Source organism: Occallatibacter savannae, assembly GCF_003131205.1.
GTDB lineage: Bacteria > Acidobacteriota > Terriglobia > Terriglobales > Acidobacteriaceae > Telmatobacter > Telmatobacter savannae.
Genome location: NZ_QFFY01000004.1, coordinates 582,477 through 598,207 on the forward strand (window position 1 = coordinate 582,477; position 15,731 = coordinate 598,207).

At 59.1% G+C, this 15,731-nt stretch carries 17 protein-coding genes, 1 tRNA gene and 1 pseudogene; 7 read left to right on the forward strand and 12 right to left on the reverse strand.

Annotation, left to right across the window (positions count from 1 at the left end; all coding sequences use genetic code 11):
* Positions 1 to 24: 24 nt before the first annotated feature.
* From DHV10_RS17480 to DHV10_RS17490, 3 genes are read right to left on the reverse strand one after another with little or no spacing between them, the layout of a single operon-like run.
* Entirely contained in the window at positions 25 to 489 is a 465-nt protein-coding gene (locus DHV10_RS17480) for a hypothetical protein (RefSeq protein WP_109487652.1), read from the reverse strand.
* Positions 490 to 493: 4 nt separating this feature from the next.
* Entirely contained in the window at positions 494 to 844 is a 351-nt protein-coding gene (locus DHV10_RS17485) for a DUF3147 family protein (RefSeq protein ID WP_109487653.1), read from the reverse strand.
* Positions 845 to 853: 9 nt separating this feature from the next.
* A complete protein-coding gene (locus tag DHV10_RS17490; RefSeq protein ID WP_109487654.1) occupies positions 854 to 1,402 on the reverse strand; it encodes an inorganic diphosphatase in 549 nt (182 codons plus the stop codon).
* A 243-nt stretch (positions 1,403 to 1,645) separates the two neighbouring features.
* Between DHV10_RS17490 and DHV10_RS17495 the strand changes: the two genes are divergently transcribed.
* From DHV10_RS17495 to DHV10_RS28480, 3 genes and pseudogenes are all read left to right on the forward strand, one after another.
* Positions 1,646 to 2,749 (forward strand): HrcA family transcriptional regulator, encoded by a 1,104-nt coding sequence (locus DHV10_RS17495; protein ID WP_109487655.1) that lies wholly within the window; start codon positions 1,646 to 1,648, stop codon positions 2,747 to 2,749.
* A gap of 243 nt (positions 2,750 to 2,992) precedes the next feature.
* A complete protein-coding gene (locus DHV10_RS17500) occupies positions 2,993 to 3,598 on the forward strand; it encodes a nucleotide exchange factor GrpE (protein WP_109487656.1) in 606 nt (201 codons plus the stop codon).
* A gap of 139 nt (positions 3,599 to 3,737) precedes the next feature.
* A pseudogene (locus DHV10_RS28480) lies at positions 3,738 to 3,845 on the forward strand (DnaJ domain-containing protein); the annotation flags it as partial.
* Here the strand turns inward: DHV10_RS28480 and DHV10_RS28485 are convergent.
* Positions 3,792 to 4,094 carry a hypothetical protein gene (locus DHV10_RS28485; RefSeq protein ID WP_338042625.1) on the reverse strand — a complete coding sequence of 101 codons (303 nt, stop codon included), beginning with the start codon at positions 4,092 to 4,094 and terminating at the stop codon, positions 3,792 to 3,794. The pseudogene DHV10_RS28480 and the gene DHV10_RS28485 sit on opposite strands and share 54 nt — an antisense overlap.
* Before the next feature lie 32 nt (positions 4,095 to 4,126).
* Here DHV10_RS28485 and DHV10_RS28490 point away from each other — a divergent pair, with 32 nt between their 5' ends.
* Complete coding sequence (locus tag DHV10_RS28490) at positions 4,127 to 4,822, forward strand: DnaJ C-terminal domain-containing protein (RefSeq protein WP_338042624.1); 696 nt, start codon at positions 4,127 to 4,129, stop codon at positions 4,820 to 4,822.
* Positions 4,823 to 4,876: 54 nt separating this feature from the next.
* Here DHV10_RS28490 and DHV10_RS27810 read toward each other — a convergent pair whose 3' ends face one another.
* Positions 4,877 to 5,230, reverse strand: coding sequence for a hypothetical protein (locus DHV10_RS27810; protein WP_239461843.1), 354 nt, complete (start codon positions 5,228 to 5,230; stop codon positions 4,877 to 4,879).
* Positions 5,227 to 6,330 carry a UbiA family prenyltransferase gene (locus tag DHV10_RS17510; protein ID WP_239461845.1) on the reverse strand — a complete coding sequence of 368 codons (1,104 nt, stop codon included), beginning with the start codon at positions 6,328 to 6,330 and terminating at the stop codon, positions 5,227 to 5,229. The genes DHV10_RS27810 and DHV10_RS17510 overlap by 4 nt, the downstream gene beginning before the upstream one ends.
* A gap of 193 nt (positions 6,331 to 6,523) precedes the next feature.
* Here DHV10_RS17510 and DHV10_RS17515 point away from each other — a divergent pair, with 193 nt between their 5' ends.
* On the forward strand, positions 6,524 to 9,148 hold the full coding sequence (locus DHV10_RS17515) for a protein kinase domain-containing protein (RefSeq protein ID WP_109487657.1): 2,625 nt from the start codon (positions 6,524 to 6,526) through the stop codon (positions 9,146 to 9,148).
* Positions 9,149 to 9,241: 93 nt separating this feature from the next.
* Here DHV10_RS17515 and DHV10_RS17520 read toward each other — a convergent pair.
* From DHV10_RS17520 to DHV10_RS17530, 3 genes are all read right to left on the reverse strand, one after another.
* Positions 9,242 to 9,317, reverse strand: a tRNA-Ala gene (locus DHV10_RS17520).
* Between the two features lie 66 nt (positions 9,318 to 9,383).
* Positions 9,384 to 11,000 (reverse strand): M48 family metalloprotease, encoded by a 1,617-nt coding sequence (locus DHV10_RS17525; RefSeq protein ID WP_162601633.1) that lies wholly within the window; start codon positions 10,998 to 11,000, stop codon positions 9,384 to 9,386.
* A gap of 95 nt (positions 11,001 to 11,095) precedes the next feature.
* Positions 11,096 to 11,656: a TetR/AcrR family transcriptional regulator gene (locus tag DHV10_RS17530; protein WP_109487659.1), complete on the reverse strand. Its 561-nt coding sequence runs from the start codon at positions 11,654 to 11,656 to the stop codon at positions 11,096 to 11,098.
* A gap of 126 nt (positions 11,657 to 11,782) precedes the next feature.
* Between DHV10_RS17530 and DHV10_RS17535 the strand changes: the two genes are divergently transcribed.
* On the forward strand, positions 11,783 to 12,700 hold the full coding sequence (locus tag DHV10_RS17535) for an alpha/beta fold hydrolase (RefSeq protein ID WP_109487660.1): 918 nt from the start codon (positions 11,783 to 11,785) through the stop codon (positions 12,698 to 12,700).
* Positions 12,701 to 12,788: 88 nt separating this feature from the next.
* The gene (locus DHV10_RS17540; protein WP_109487661.1) at positions 12,789 to 13,340 is read left to right on the forward strand and encodes a pyridoxamine 5'-phosphate oxidase family protein; all 552 of its coding nucleotides are present in this window, start codon (positions 12,789 to 12,791) and stop codon (positions 13,338 to 13,340) included.
* 136 nt (positions 13,341 to 13,476) lie between these two features.
* On the opposite strand, the gene DHV10_RS17545 is transcribed toward DHV10_RS17540, so the two are convergent.
* From DHV10_RS17545 to DHV10_RS17555, 3 genes are all read right to left on the reverse strand, one after another.
* Positions 13,477 to 13,737 (reverse strand): hypothetical protein, encoded by a 261-nt coding sequence (locus DHV10_RS17545; RefSeq protein WP_109487662.1) that lies wholly within the window; start codon positions 13,735 to 13,737, stop codon positions 13,477 to 13,479.
* Positions 13,738 to 13,739: 2 nt separating this feature from the next.
* The gene (rho, locus tag DHV10_RS17550) at positions 13,740 to 14,990 is read right to left on the reverse strand and encodes a transcription termination factor Rho (protein ID WP_109487663.1); all 1,251 of its coding nucleotides are present in this window, start codon (positions 14,988 to 14,990) and stop codon (positions 13,740 to 13,742) included.
* A 195-nt stretch (positions 14,991 to 15,185) separates the two neighbouring features.
* On the reverse strand, positions 15,186 to 15,407 hold the full coding sequence (locus DHV10_RS17555) for a DNA-directed RNA polymerase subunit omega (protein WP_109487765.1): 222 nt from the start codon (positions 15,405 to 15,407) through the stop codon (positions 15,186 to 15,188).
* Positions 15,408 to 15,731: the final 324 nt, after the last annotated feature.

Consider the following 15,731-nt stretch of genomic DNA (forward strand, 5'->3'; position numbering starts at 1 on the left):
TTGCTGCGCGTGTCGGTCAGTAACTCACCGGATCTCTTCCGCGCCTTTCGACCCTTTGCGGCCTCGATGCAGGACGCGTTTGCGCAGCAGCCACAGGCCCACCGCAACGGTGAGCCACACGAAAGTCGCCAGTGGGAACACGACCCATACACTCGCGCGCGGCAGCCAGATCCAGAAAACACATGCGAATGCCGCCAGACCGATGCAGCCCATCGCAGCGCCGTACGCGTCGATGGCGGCCACCACGCGTCCCCGATTTGTCCCGTCGTAGCCTGCGCGTGCCTTATGTTCTTTTTCGTGCGTTTCCACCAGGCTGGCCCCCGCAGGAAAGATCGCAGGGAAAGCGAGGAAGAGTCCGCCCACAACCGGCCCGTAGTGCTCGGCGATGAGACCCGCTGCCACGCATACGGCTCCTCCAAACACGAACCGAATAATCCACTCGTGCGGCTTGATGCCCTTAATCGCTGAGAAGCGGGCCCCGATGATCATGTCGTCACCGGACCGCCAGCCAGAGAGCGAAAGAAACACCGAACCAGATCGGCATCAACGACAGAGTTGCGGTGAGCGTTCGCGGTTTATAGCGCCACAGCAGCCACGTGGTCGCGGCAGCGTAGCAGAGAAACGCAGCAGCGCCCAGAATCATCGACCGCGCTTCCGTTGCCGCATACTGGGGCCCCTCGGACGCGATGGTCAGCCCGAGCGTGGCGAGCGCAATGGAAGGCGCGGCGCCAAAAAGTCCTGCAAAGCTTTTCGGTCGGAACATCTCCGCGAGCACTGCGAACAAACTGACGATCGTGCCGCCGATGAAGAACCGCGCCAGAGCATGTGTGAATTCGGCTGACATGTTCTCTCTTCACGCCGCGCGCTGAGCTTCCTTGATTGCCCGCATCGCGACGTCTGCCCCCTTGCATCCCAGAAGCCTGTACTCTTTGCCTTCAAGTTGGTGGTAGTTCACAAAGAACTGCTCGAGCTCGCGAACAAATTGCTTGGGAAGATCTCCGACTTTCTTGATATACGCGTACTCGTGGTTCATCTCGGCAACGGCCAGAAGCCGATCGTTGCGAGTCTTCTTCTTGCCCTCGATCTGCTCCCCCTGGATCACTCCGATAAGGCGGGCGCGCACCGCGATACCCGGAAACGCGGGCTCATCCATCAGCAGGAGAACGTCGATAGGATCGCCATCCGGAGCCTGAGTGCGGGGCAGGAACCCGAAGTCATAGGGAAACGACATCCCGGCTGGCAACACCTTCTTCACAGTGAAGATGCTCTGCTCCTCGTCGTAAGCAAACTTGTTGCGGCTCCCCTTGGGCGTTTCAATGATGACCTGAATGAGACCCTCATTCTTGTCGACCGGCTTGAGCAGAATGGGATTGCTCAGGCTCTTGGCGATCTTCTTTGGCATGGGTAACTCCGCTGTAACATTCCTTTCACAATGGGTAGAAGATCAATGGGCTGTTTCGGTTGCCCTGCTTCCGCAGCAGGACGCAAGCTGCAAGGGTTAGCAGTCGAGCCTTGACACTGCTGATGTGAGATTCCTAAAATTAAGGGAGTGAGCCTTGAAGAGCGTGGACCGTAAGCGCCACATTTCCCGAGGTTTGCTCCGGCAGGGGGCGCAAGCGGCCGGTGCTCAAGAGGTAGCTGAGCGATGCCTGAGATACGTGTCAGTCCGCGCGAGCGGCTGGTCCTCACGGGGATCATCGAGCTCTATATCGCCACGGGTGAACCTGTGGCCTCCCAGGCTGTCGCCGATCATTTTGCGCATAAAGAAGGATTAAGTTCCGCCACCATCCGGAACGTCATGGCCTCCCTCGGAGACGCTGGCCTCCTTGAGCAGGCCCATACATCCGCCGGGCGCGTCCCCACCGCCGCCGCCTTCCGCTACTACGTCGAGCAGATTACCCGTCCCGACGCCCCACTCGGGCGCATCGGAGTTTCCACTTCCATCCCCGCAGGCGGAGCCTCTCTCAGCGAGCAGCGGCGGGGCCAAATTGAGGAGATTTTCTCCGGTGTCACAAGCTCCAACGAGTACCTTGAACGGACCTCCCACGTATTGGCTCTCATCTCCAGCGGGCTGGGTGTAGCCCTGGCGAGCGGCACGGCAGATCAGATCCTGGAGCACATCCATTTTTCGAGGCTCTCCGCTGGGCGCGTCCTCGCAGTCGTAGTCACCCGCGCCGGCGCCGTCCTTGATCGCGTGCTGGTGCTCGATCGCGAAATGACGCACCTCGAACTCGAGACCGCCGCACGTTATCTGAATGAGACCTTCCACGGATGGCCGATCGAGCGGATTCGGACCGAGATCTCGCGGCGTATGGACGAGGAGCGAGCCGCCTACAATCAGCTGCTTACGTCCGTCGAGGAACTCTGTCGCAAAGGCGCGCTCACCGTAGGCGAAGGTGCCCAGGTGCTCTACATGGAGGGCATGGCGAACCTGATTGCAGCTGAGGCGGACCGGGAGAGATTGAAACAGATGCTGCTGGCCCTCGAGGCCAAACAGCGGCTGGTCGATCTGCTTACAGCATATGTCAACGGAAGTCAGCAGGAAGTACGCGTGGTCGTCGGTCTGGATGAAGCTTCCCCAGCGATGCAGGATCTGGTGCTCATCGGGTCTCCTACCCGCCTCGGCGAGACCAGCCTCGGTACAGTCGCGGTCATCGCACCCACCCGCATCCAATATCAGGAGATGATCCAGGCAGTGCGGTACGTCGCGCGTCTCTCAGAGCGCATACTCGAAATACCGGAGCAATAAGCTAAGAACGGATCCCGGAGGCGCACCTTGCCAACGGACTCGAGCGGCTTGGATTCGCCGAAACTCCTTCGAGGTGAGTAACTTGCCGGGTTTCCGGGACTCATCTCGTCCAGACTGCTGGTTCGGCCTCGGGCGCTCAGGAACTGTTCGGAGTGGGAATGAACGTTGCCCGTCAGCGGCGTCAAACCGCAAAGGAATTTATCATTGAATAAGAAGCGAAATATTTGGGGATTACGCAGAGATATGCCAGAGAAGGAAGCAGAGTTGTCGACATTAGAAGCCGCCGAAAGCGCGTCGCCGGAGAGTGCCGTCGAAGCCGGGGAGAGCCCGGCCGCGGATGTCAGGAATCAGGACGCCACCATCAGCAGAGGAGAGTTGGACCAGCTCCAGGCAGAGTACGAACAGGTTAAGAAAGAGCGCGACGGCCTGATTGATCGTCTGGCCCGCCTGCAGGCTGAGTTCGAAAACGCCCGTAAGCGCGCCGAAAAGGAGAAGGCCGACTACCGCGATTACGCTACCGGGTCGGTGGTGGAACAGTTCCTCCCCGTGCTCGATAACTTCGAGCTGGCGCTCAAATCCGCCGGCACCACCCAGCAGTTGAAAGCCGGCGTCGAACTCATCGTCAAGCAAATGGAGGAGATCCTGCGCGGCTTCCAGGTGCAGCCGGTGGCCACAGTTGGACAGGAGTTCGATCCCCGCCATCATGAAGCCATGGGATCGGTCGAGCGCGATGACCTGCCGGATCAGCACGTCGCCGAGGAGATCCGCAAAGGCTATAAGCTGCGTGAAAAGTTGCTGCGTCCGGCCTTGGTCCGCGTAGTCAACAACCCCAAACAGAAGAGCGAGTGAGCGAACACGGGCCACGGTGGCCCCTCGTGCCCAGGGGTTTGAGTCCGTTTGTGTCTCTGGCCCATCTGAACATTGAGAGAAGGTAAAGACAGGTTTGAATACAAGAGTGAGTAAAGCTGACTATTACGAGGTTCTCGGCGTGTCGCGGGGTGCCAATGAGCACGAGCTCAAGAGCGCATACCGCAAACTCGCGCTAAAGTATCACCCCGACCGCAACCCGGGTGACCATGCCGCTGAAGAAAAGTTCAAGGAAGCCAGCGAGGCCTACCAGGTGCTCTGCGATCCCGACAAACGCGCCGCATACGACCGCTTCGGTCACGCGGGCGTGAGCGGAGGCGGTCCCGGTGGTTTTGGCGGCGGCTTCTCCGGCGCGGTCGACCTGGGCGACATCTTCGGCGATCTGTTCGGCGAAATGTTCAACATGGGCGGCCAGCAGCGCGCCTCCCGGCAGATGCGCGGCGATGACCTGCGCTACGACCTCACCATCGACTTCCACGAGGCCGTCTTCGGAACGGAAAAGAAATTCGCATTCGCCGGCTCGAGGCTTGCGACACCTGCAAAGGCTCCGGAAGCAAGTCGGGACGCGGTCCGGTCACCTGTCCCCAATGCCAGGGCCGCGGGCAGGTCCGGTATCAGCAAGGCTTCTTCTCCGTTGCGCGCACCTGCAATGCTTGCGCCGGCAGAGGATCGATCATCAGCGATCCGTGCGACACATGCCGCGGCGAAACGCGCGTCACCAAAGAGATCAAGCTCACCGTCAAAGTCCCCGCCGGAGTCGAAGAAGGTACGCGCATCCGCTACGGAGGCGAAGGCGATGTTGGCCGCAACAATGGGCAGAGCGGGGATCTCTACATCGTGCTCTCCATCCGGGCTCACGACTTCTTCCATCGCGAAGGACAGAACCTGCACTGCGTCATCCCCATCAGCTTCCCCCAGGCGGCGCTCGGTGCGGAGATCGAGATTGAAGGCGTTGATGGCCCGGTCACGCTCAAGATTCCCGAGGGCATTCAGAGCGGCAAAGAGATCCGCGTCCGCGCCAAAGGAGTGCCGTTTCTAAACGAGAAGGGCCGCGGAGATCTGATCGCGAAGGTCGTCGTGCAAATTCCCAAAAAGTTGAGCAAAGCGCAGCGCGATCTGATCACGGAACTGGGCAAGTCCATGTCGGTAGAGAACAAGCCGACCTCGCCCGGTCTCCTCGAGAAGATGAAGGATCTCTTCAGCTAAGTCAGACAAGAATTCGCGACGAGCCGCCACGACAAGGCGGCTCTTTTTCTTCCCTCAAATCGCCAGAAGCACAATCACTAGGACGCATACACCCATTAGGATGCTGGCAAAATCTCTCAGCGCAAATGCCACCGGATCTTCGTTCAGTTCTCCGCGCGAAGCCAGTAGCCACACCCGCGATGTCCACAAGATCATGAACGGGACAATCAGCCACAGATACCGCGCATGGTGGTAGAGCTTGATCACGTCCTGGCTGCTGATGTAGTTGGCGAAGATCACCACGGCGGCGAAGGCGCTGGCGGTGCCGAAAGCACGCATCTGCTCTACGTCGGTCATCAGATAACCGCGGCCGTTCTTGAGCTGCTTGCCGGCGAGCCGGACACTCTCCAGTTCCGCGAACCGCTTCACGATTGCCAGCGAGAAAACAAAAAAATTGCGAAGCCTGCGAGCCAATGCGAGATCGCCGTATTCGTCGCCGCCCCACCGGCTAGAATGCGAACCGTGTACAGCCCCGACAAAACCAGCACATCCACCAGCGCCACCCGCTTCAGGTACAGCGAGTATGCGAGCGTGCTTACGATGTACGTCCCCAGCCACATCAGAAAATCCATCGGCAGAGCACCCGCCAACGCAACGCCAAGCGCCAGCAACACAGCCGATGCAATCATTCCCGACGCTGGGCTAAGGTCCCCTGAGGCGAATGGTCGCGATCGCTTTCGAGCGCTCCGTCGATCCGCTTCGATATCGAGAAGATCATTGAAAAGGTAGGTGGCCGAAGCTGTGCAGCAGAAACACGCAAAAGCCAGCAGCGCCTTTCCGAGTACCGGCAGGGAATGATCGTGCGCCAGCAGTGGTGGCAGCACGATGAGTAGATTCTTCGCCCATTGATGTGGGCGAAGCGCCTTAACGAGTGAACGAATCGAATTGGCCCGCTCTTGAAAAACACGGGACGGATTGATCCCCCTTTTCCGGATACCACTGCGCAGTGCGGCACTCGGGTTCGCCAGCATCTTCTCAGACGCGTCTGCCAGCAAAGGCAAATCTGCTGAGCTGTTGCCGATATACGCAAAGCCTTCCTCTCCAAAACGGCTGTGGAGGAAGGCCAGCTTCTTCTCGCCGGTCAGGTTTGTTGTGCCGTCGCTGCCCAGGACGCCGGAGAAAATCCCTAGATGCTTCGCAACGCGTTCTGCAAGCCGCACGTCCGCTCCGGTAGCAAGATACAGCTTGCGGCCCCGCGCATGCTCTTGCTGCAAGAAGTGCAGGAGCCTGCGGTTGTAGGGCAGGTGAGCGACGTCCAGTTCTACGTGCGACGTAACAAACGCTTTGAAACCGGCCTTTCCCCGCAACAGCGCGCTGGGTATCTGCAACAGAAGAACAGGTCGGTTACGCGCCAGCACGAGAAGTGAGTCGACGAGAGTGTCGGATTTGACCAGCGTGCCATCCAGATCGACGCAAAGCGGTTTGGCCCCCGTCCTCGCCGCCTCCGTCTCGGGTACTGCTTGCGCCAATCGACTCCCCCCGATCAACCCGCTCAGATCCAGGCTGAACTCCCGCCCGAAATGGCTAAAGTATACGCGACCGATTCACCGAGCCTCCCGCCTTCCCAGCCCCGACAAGATGACAAAGCCTTCACCATCCGGCTCACATATAGCCTGTTACATCAAGCCGTTACGCCAGAAGTGCGGCGTATAATCGCGCAAGATGCCGTTGGGGGAACATCAGTTCATTGATCACTACGAAATCCTCGCGCTCATAGGAGCCGGGGGCATGGGTGAGGTGTATCGAGCCCGCGATACGCGACTCAATCGCGACGTAGCCATCAAAGTCCTACCCGGCTTCTCCAGCCCTGAGCCGGACCGGCTCCGCAGATTCGAGCAGGAGGCCAGAGCAGCAGCGGCGTTGAATCACCCTAACATCCTCGCCGTTTACCAGATGGGAGTATTCGAAGACGCGCCTTATCTGGTCTCCGAATTGCTCGAAGGCGAGACCCTTCGCGAACGACTGAAACGCGGCGCGCTGCCTCTGCGTAAAGTCATTGATTACGGCGTGCAGATCGCAAAAGGCCTCGCCGCCGCGCACGAAAAGGGAATCGTTCATCGCGACCTGAAGCCGGAGAACCTCTTCCTCACCAAAGACGGTCAGGTAAAGATTCTCGACTTCGGCCTCGCCCGCCTCACGCAGGCCACGCCCTCCAGCTTCGCGCAGGCCCCACATGAGGTCGAGACCATCCCCGGCATCATGATGGGCTCGATGGGCTACATGTCTCCCGAGCAGGTCCGCGGAAGCGCCGCCGACCAGCGCTCCGATATCTTCACCTTCACTGCCGTGCTCTATGAGATGCTCACCGGCCAGCGGGCATTTCAGCGCGCCACCTCCATTGATGCCATGAGCGCGATCCTCAATGAGGAGCCGACTCCGCTCGCGCAGTTGAAGCCAAACCTCCCTGTCGGCCTGGAAAAGATCCTTCAACGCGGTCTCGAGAAGAATCCGGAGCAAAGATTTCAATCGGCGTCCGATCTCGGATTCGCTCTGGAGTCCATGTCCGATGCGACGCACTCTACCTTCGTATCTACCCGGAAATTCCAGCGCGAGTCCGCCGATGCTTCGCATCGAACTCTCTTCTGGTTCATCGGCATCGTTCTGCTGATCGCCGTCGGCGTGGTCGCGTGGCTCTGGATGCGGCCTGTCTCTGAGCCGCAGGTCGCAAACTATCTGCAGTTGACACACGATGGCGTGCAGAAATCGCTCATAGGCACCGACGGATCGCGGATCTTCCTGACACTGGGCGACGGCGGCAGGGAAGAAACAGCAGCCATTCCCGTAGGTGGTGGCGAGCCTGCTCGTATCACGATGCCCGGGACAGACATGATCCCGGTAGACATGTCGCCGGATGGTTCATCCTTCCTCGTCGTAGACGGAACCGGGTATCCCGAGACCGGGCCTCTCTGGAGCCTGCCCGTCATCGGCGGCTCGCCGCGGCGGCTTGGAGACGCCACCGGGCACACAGCAGCGTGGACGTCTGACGGAAAGCAGCTAGCCTACGCGAACGGGACCGACGTATTCATCGCCAACGCCGACGGTTCCGGCGCGCGCAAGATCGCGACCATGAAGAACTTCGTCTCCGGGCTCACAATCTCGCCCGATGATGCGGAGGTTCGGATTGAAACCGAGGAGATCTCCCAGAGCGGTTCGAATGTCGTGGTCGGAGAACGCACCATCTGGCGCCTCGCTGCAAAAGGCGGCACTCCCGAGCCGCTGGTACCCGAGTGGCCGAACACGCGCGACGAATGCTGCGGCCAGTGGAGCTCCGATGGCAATTACTTCGTCTTTCAATCGCAGGGACAGATTTGGGAACTGCCCCGGAGCGGCGGGCTCTTCGGCAAGCGAGCTAAACCAGTTCAGTTGACCGCCAGCCCCATGAACCTGCAATCGCCGCTCCCTAGTCGCAACGGCAAGAAGCTCTTTGTCGTGGGCATGACCTTCCGGGGCGAGCTCACAAGCTTCGAAGTAAAGACCGGCAAGCCCTCAGTCTTCATGGGTGGAGCTTCAGCAGACTGCATCGAAGCATCGCGCGATGGCAAGCAGGTGGTGTACATCTCCTACCCGCAAGGCGACCTTTGGAAAAGCAACGCCGATGGCACAAACCGTGTGCAATTGACATTCGCGCCGTTCAAGCCTGTGTTGCCGCGCTGGTCGCCCGACGCCCAGAACATCATCTTCTTCGAGTTCCCCGGTGGGCCCAACCACCCCGGAAAAATCTACGAGATCCCTGCTGACGGAGGCTCGCCTCGGCCGCTCCTTCCCAATGACAATCAGAACGAGCAGGACCCAACCTGGTCGGCTGACGGAAAGCGTATCGCCTTCGGCGGCGACGCAAACGACGCGACGCGGGCTCAGGGGCCGGCCATCAAGATACTGAATCTCGCCAACGATGAAGTATCTCTGCTTCCCGGCTCTGACAGGATGTTCTCTCCGCGGTGGTCTCCTGACGGCCGCTACATTGCCGCAATGACCAGCGACTCGAGTCGCCTGATGATCTTCGACTTCCAGACGCAGAAGTGGAACGAGATCGGAAAAGGCACCTTGAGCTGGCTCAACTGGTCTCGCGACAGCCAGTACATCTACATGAAGAACCTGACAGGCAAGGGTGCAGTGCAGCGAATCCGCGTCTCCGATGGCCAGGTCGACAAGATCACCGATCTCAGCAACTTCGTATTCACCGGCGTAGGCGGCGGCTCGGTCTCAGTGGCGCCCGACGGATCTGCACTATTGCTTCGCGACCGCGGCACCCAGGATGTCTACGCCCTCGACTGGATGGAACCCTGATCGCCCGCACAACGCTGAGAAACGTACGCACCTTCATTGCAAAACAGGTTTCGATGCAGCTAGAGAAATGTGGCGGGAAAAATAGGAGGGAGTTGGTGGAGCTGAGCGGGATCGAACCGCTGGCCTCCTCGTTGCGAACGAGGCGCTCTCCCAGCTGAGCTACAGCCCCACAGACTCTTAATAGTCTAACAGCGAGCAGGAAAACAGCAAAATTGCCGCCCGCAGCTTTGTGGCATTACCTTACGGCATCTGGGACCAGATCCTTCACCTCGGCGCCAAGCTCGGCCGGCATCGTCGCGAGCGGCCAGTCTCCGATGCTCCGCTCCGCGCGGAACGTCCTCCACTCCACGATCGACAAACCCCCGCTTTGGATTAAGCCGATAACGCTGGCGGGATCGATGCTTGCATCTCCATTTTGAAGCTGTAGAACTCCGGGGCTGGTGATCAGGCTCCATCCGTTGTCCATAAGGGTGAGCGCAAAAGCACAAAACAGCACATCGATGGCAATCGCCATTCGCTGCGCCTGCGGCATGCGCCCCTCCGATGGATTGGGGACGAGTTTGGCAACGGGCCGAGGGTCCAAAATCAGCTGCGGAAGTTCGCTCATCTTTCGAGATGCAAGGAACGTTAGGAATGGAGCTACCTGTTCGCGCCATGAAGGCACATAGATATCCGCTCCTGCAGTCTCCCAGTTCAACGGCTTCAGCTCAGCCGCCGGAATGTTCGGGAGTACCTTTCTGAGGATGGCCGCTTGCACGGCCTCAAGCTCGTCAATCAGCGAGATCATCGGCAGCGAGGTGTCGATCCGCGTGTCCGCCGGCATTGGCCGGTCGTAGCCTCGTGCCAGTTCGATCCTCTTGCCGAGCGAAGGGTGCGAATCGAAAGCCGAGACTCTCTCCTGCGACGACTCCTGAGCGACAAACTCCGCCATCGCCTTCTCAATATGGGGAGCCCGCATGAACTGCTGGAATCCGAATGCAAGATCGGGCTGATATCCGCCCATCGCAACCGGCAGCACGAACGAGTCCCAGTAAGCATTCAAGCCTGCGGAGCACTTGCGAATACTCTCCAGTCCGTCAATCAGAGCCCGGGACCCCGCGATGTGGCAGGCGAGTTCATCCGAGCGGATCTCCTGCCGTCGGGAGATTGCCTGCGTAATCCGCATGAAGATCTTCCAGTACGCGCGCAGCGCCCCCATGAGGATCGAGTAGAGGCCCGCGATCACTCCCCACTGTCGAAGAAATCCCATGATCTTCGACTTGCGGCCGAGGTTCTCATACACCCGCGACATGGCGCGCCTCGTGTTGTAGACCGAAGGCCCAAGCCGCGTGTCGCCCGCATAGTAGTGAGCGAATTCGTGGGCCAGGACGGCCCGAAACTGCGCAATCGAGAGCATCTGCAGCAAAGGCAGCCCGAGAGCCAGAATGCGCCGTTTGCCCTCTGGCCCCGGTATCTCGGTCACGAATGCGTTCGCATCCGCGACGACAAAAACTTCAGACGGCATCGGCTCCCTGAGCGTGGTCGCTATAGCTTTGATCTCTGCCGCGAGCCGGGGCTGTCTGGCCAGGTCAATACGTACGCCATTCGCATCGAAAGGCGGATTCTCGGGAATGAGTGACCACAGAATCGTGAGTGCGACCACAACGCAGAATGCCGACACGAGCAGGCGGCTGATGATGTTGCCGCCTTCGCCAACCGGAAAGGTGACCAGGAGCAGGATCGGCAGGACGAGGCATCCGATTGCAAACGCGATCGCAAGCAGATACGAGAAGATGACTGTCGCCATACCCGCCGACGCGAGTGCAACGATCGACCACTTCCGGGAAGGCAGACTTCCAGCCCCGTTTGTCATGGATGGTGCAAATCGTAGCACAGGTTTCGATTGCCGCATCCATTGTCTCGGAGCGAGGCTATGACCGGAGTTTGATCCCCGCGCTCGAGGTGGCCCTAAGGACGGGTAAGCAATTCCGGCAGGGATGCGATCGCATGGAGAAAAATCTTCCTGTCGCCGGTGACGCGCGAGAGAACCAGAGAGCCTTCAATCTGAATCAGCGCTTGGCGCCCTCGTTCTTCCGCAGCGCGGCTGCTCATGCCGGAGTCGCGGGCGATCACAGCGAACGATTCGATCCAAGCTCGATAAGCCCCGCCGAGAGCCGCGGCGAGCTCAGGCGGAGTGCCGCGTAGCGAGAGAGCATCGAGGATGCAAGGCTTGGCTCCATCGCCGTAAAAGAGACGAAGCTTGCGGGTGATAGCCCTTACGCGGTCGATAGGGCGTCCGGGCTCTCTCAGCTGCAGAAAGATATTCTCTTCAAACCACTCGCCCACATACGCCGCGGCTGCAAGAGCCATGTCCCTCTTTCCGCCGGGAAACCGATAGTAGAGGCTCGCCTTCTCAAGCCCTGTCGCCGCGGCGAGGTCGTTGAGGCTGGTTCCTTCGTATCCCTGCTGTCGGAAGAGGTCGAGAGCCTTTTCGGCGAGATCAATGTCATTGAGCCGGGAATGCGCCATGCAGATTTATTTTACCGTTTGTTCGGAATGTCCGAAACTTTACCGATCGTTCGGTATCTAAGAGGATAGATGCTGCCGGGAACGGATGGATGCAGGGCAGCTCAATACTTCTGAAAAGGAATCCTCATGGCAAACTCCACACTGCAACTTGAAGATCGAGCAACTTCCCTCAAGCAACTGCCGCGCGTGTTCTATCGGACTGAGACGGTGGACGGTCTGAACATCTTCTACCGGGAGGCGGGCTCGAAGGACGCGCCTGCTGTCGTGCTGCTGCACGGGTTTCCATCGTCTTCGCATATGTATCGCAACCTGATCCCCATACTGGCGACAAAGTACCACGTGATTGCGCCGGATTATCCGGGCTTCGGGTATAGCGATGCTCCGGCTGCCGGCGAATTTGAGTACACGTTCGATCATCTGGCGAAGATTATCGAGCGCTTTCTCGAGCAGAAGGAGATCGAGAAGTATTCGGTCTACATTCAGGACTACGGTTCTCCTGTCGGGTTCCGCCTCGCGGCAGCGCACCCGGAACGCGTGCAGGCCATCATCTCGCAAAATGGAAACGCCTACGAAGAAGGGCTCTCGGCTTTCTGGGGCGAGTATCTGCAACCGTACTGGAAGGATCGCAACGAGACGACAGAAGCGAAGATGCGTGGCCTGCTCTCACTCGAGGCGACCAGAATGCAGTATCTGACTGGAGTGCGGAATCCAGAGCAGGTGAGCCCTGATGCCTGGCAGCACGACCAGGCGTTGCTCGACCGCGCCGGCAACCCGGAGATTCAGCTGGATCTGTTCTACGACTATCGAAACAACTTGCCCCTGTATCCGGCATGGCACGAGTATCTGCGCACGAAACAGCCCCCGGTGCTTCTTGTCTGGGGAAAGAACGACCAGATCTTCATCGAGCCAGGAGCGCGGGCGTTTCTGCGCGATCGGCCGGACGCGGAGTTACACTTGCTCGATACCGGGCACTTCGCGCTGGAGGAGGATTCCGAGACGATAGGCGGGCTGATGCTGGATTTTTTGAAACGCAAGGTGAAATGAGAGCAGTTATCAGTTGTCAGTTGTCGGACGCCCTCTGACAACTGACCACTGACAACTGACCACTGTTCTGGTCGTGAGGAGATTTCGAATGCGCGACGTCTATGCACGAACAATGTTCTCCGAGCCGGCGAAGAAGTTGCAGGAGCGGGCAGGTTCGCGGAAGCAGTATGAGCGGATGGTGAACTCTGGTTACTTCGAGAATGGGCTGAGCGAGTTCGAAAAAGAGTTCATCGAGGCGCGCGACAGCTTCTATATGGCGACGGTGACACCCGACGGGTGGCCCTACATCCAGCATCGCGGCGGACCCAGAGGATTTCTGCAGGTTGTGGGTGAACGGACGCTCGCATTTGCAGAGTACAGCGGAAACAAGCAATACATCTCGGCAGGCAATCTGAGCGTGAGTGATAGGGCGTCGCTGTTCCTGATGGACTATCCTAATCAGGCTCGGCTCAAGATCATCGGGCATGCGCGGCTGCTGAAGCCGGGCGAAGATCCGTACGTCGACAAGTGGCTGGTCAAAGAGAAGGCGGCGAAGGCGGAAGGTGTCGTTCTCATCGACGTAGTTGGCTTTGACTGGAACTGCTCGCAGCACATTACGCGACGATTCACCGCGTCCGAGATTCAGCAGTTTAACCCCTGAATACTTCTTTGCGTATTCCATGGCACTCCGCGACCAAACAGAAAGGCCGGGGAACTTGTCCCCGGCCTCCGGCCAGTCTCTGGAAATTTAGTACCACCTAGACCCCAGAGCTGGAATCTCTGAACTTGGTTGCGGCTTACTGGATCGTCGTATTCGTGTCCGTCGCATTCTGGATTGGATGCAACTGGATTTCGGGCTCTCCTTCGAGTTCCCACTCTATTGAGTCGAACTTCCCGAGCTGAAGTGCCGCTTCGATGATCTTGTCGACATCGAGTTTCATGCCGCCGCCTTCTTCGTTCGACTGCATTACGTCCTGCGTGATGGGAACCGAGACAGTCGTGGTCTCGGTCCTCACGCGGCGAAGCCGCACCGACATGGAGAGTGTCGAATCCATCATGCCTACAGCTGGTTCATGTTGGTAAGGAACTCGGCGTTGTTGCGAACCTTCTCGAGCCTGCTGATCAGCAGTTCCATCGCTTCGGTCGGCGACAACGGGTTGAGCACCTTGCGCAGAATCCAGATCCGCTGCAAGTCCTCCTTGGGAATCAGCAGCTCTTCCTTACGCGTTCCGGAGCGCTGGATGTCGATGGCCGGGAACACGCGCTTGTCCACGAGTTTGCGGTCGAGGATGATTTCGCAATTGCCTGTGCCCTTGAACTCTTCGAAGATGACTTCATCCATGCGCGAGCCGGTGTCGACGAGGGCGGTCGCGACAATCGTCAGTGAGCCGCCTTCTTCGATGTTGCGGGCCGCGCCGAAGAAGCGCTTCGGACGCTGCAGCGCGTTGGAGTCGACGCCGCCGGACAGCACCTTGCCCGAGGGCGGGACGATCGTGTTGTAGGCGCGGGCGAGACGCGTGATCGAGTCAAGTAGGATGACAACGTCGCGCTTGTGCTCGACCAGCCGCTTGGCCTTCTCGATGACCATCTCGGCCACCTGCACGTGGCGGGCTGCAGGCTCATCGAAGGTCGAACTGATCACCTCGCCCTTCACCGAGCGCTGCATGTCGGTGACTTCTTCCGGACGCTCATCAATGAGCAGAACGATGAGCACCACCTCGGGGTGGTTCGAAGTGATGGAGTTTGCGATCGACTGCAGCAGCATCGTCTTGCCGGTACGCGGCGGAGCCACGATCAGACCGCGCTGGCCTTTGCCGAGCGGCGTGAGCAGATCCATCACGCGGCCGCTCGTCGCCTCCCGCACCGTCTCCATCTTGATCCGTTCCTGCGGATACAAGGGAGTCAGATTGTCGAAGAGGATCTTATTGCGCGTCTCTTCCGGCGACTCGAAATTGATCGCCTCGATCTTGACCAGCGCGAAGTACTTCTCGCCTTCATGAGGCGGGCGCACGTTGCCGCTGATCGAGTCGCCTGTTTTCAGGTCGAATTTCCGGATCTGCGATGGCGACACGTAGATGTCGTCCGGACCCGGCAGATAGTTGTAATCGGGCGAGCGAAGGAATCCGTAGCCATCGGGCAGGATCTCGAGGACGCCATCAGCGAAGATGTGTCCTTCTTTTTCGCTCTGGGCCTGAAGGATTTTGAAAATCAGGTCCTGTTTGCGGAGGCCGCTGGCACCCGGAATGTCGAGGGTGCGCGCAATACGGCTCAGCTCCGTAATGTTCTTTTCTTTCAGTTCAGCTATGGTCATGATCACCTGCGGAGAGGAGGTAAGTGGGGGACCCGAGAGGGGGAAGTGCTCCAGGAAGAATAGGCGGGGGTTGATGAGTTGCGGTTGTTAGACCATGCACGGATTCATGCATGGTGAAAGCGGCCAAATACTACGTACGAAATGACCGCCCAGAAAGGTTTGTGGCTTAGCTAACTCGATAATACCGCAGATCGCTTAAGCCGCGCGCCGCGTCTCCATCGGCCGGGCCGCAGGTTTCTGAGCCTGGGGCAGATCGCCGGGGTTGGTGGAGTGGAAGCGGACAAGCACCTCGTTAGTCGTGTCCTGCAACCGCGTATTCGGCTTGTGCAGCTTCCGGGTCGCCTTGCTGGCGAGCTGGCAGAGCTGGTAACGGTTGGACACGTGAGAGAGTGCCCCAAAAACTAGATCAGAACGCATGAAGTGAATCTCCTTCCAGAGCTGTCCGGCGAGTGCTACCTGGCACTGCGGTACAGAGAACAGATAGTTATAAGGTTGAGCTGCCCCAGCAGCCTGTCCTCCCTTTAGACGCACGAAGCGGGCATGAAGTTCAAAAAACTTTCGCTTCGAAACGTTGTTCTGTGGAAACAGGCAGCGTGCCTTGCAGGAGGTCGAAGTGCTTGCGTCAAAGCCCTTTGCGCCTTGTGTGCCCACCTCTCACGCTGGCTCCGGACGCACTATAACTGTGTGTCGCTCCGTGCGCTGAGATGAGGTGGGAAAAGCAGAAACGCACAATCGCGCTGT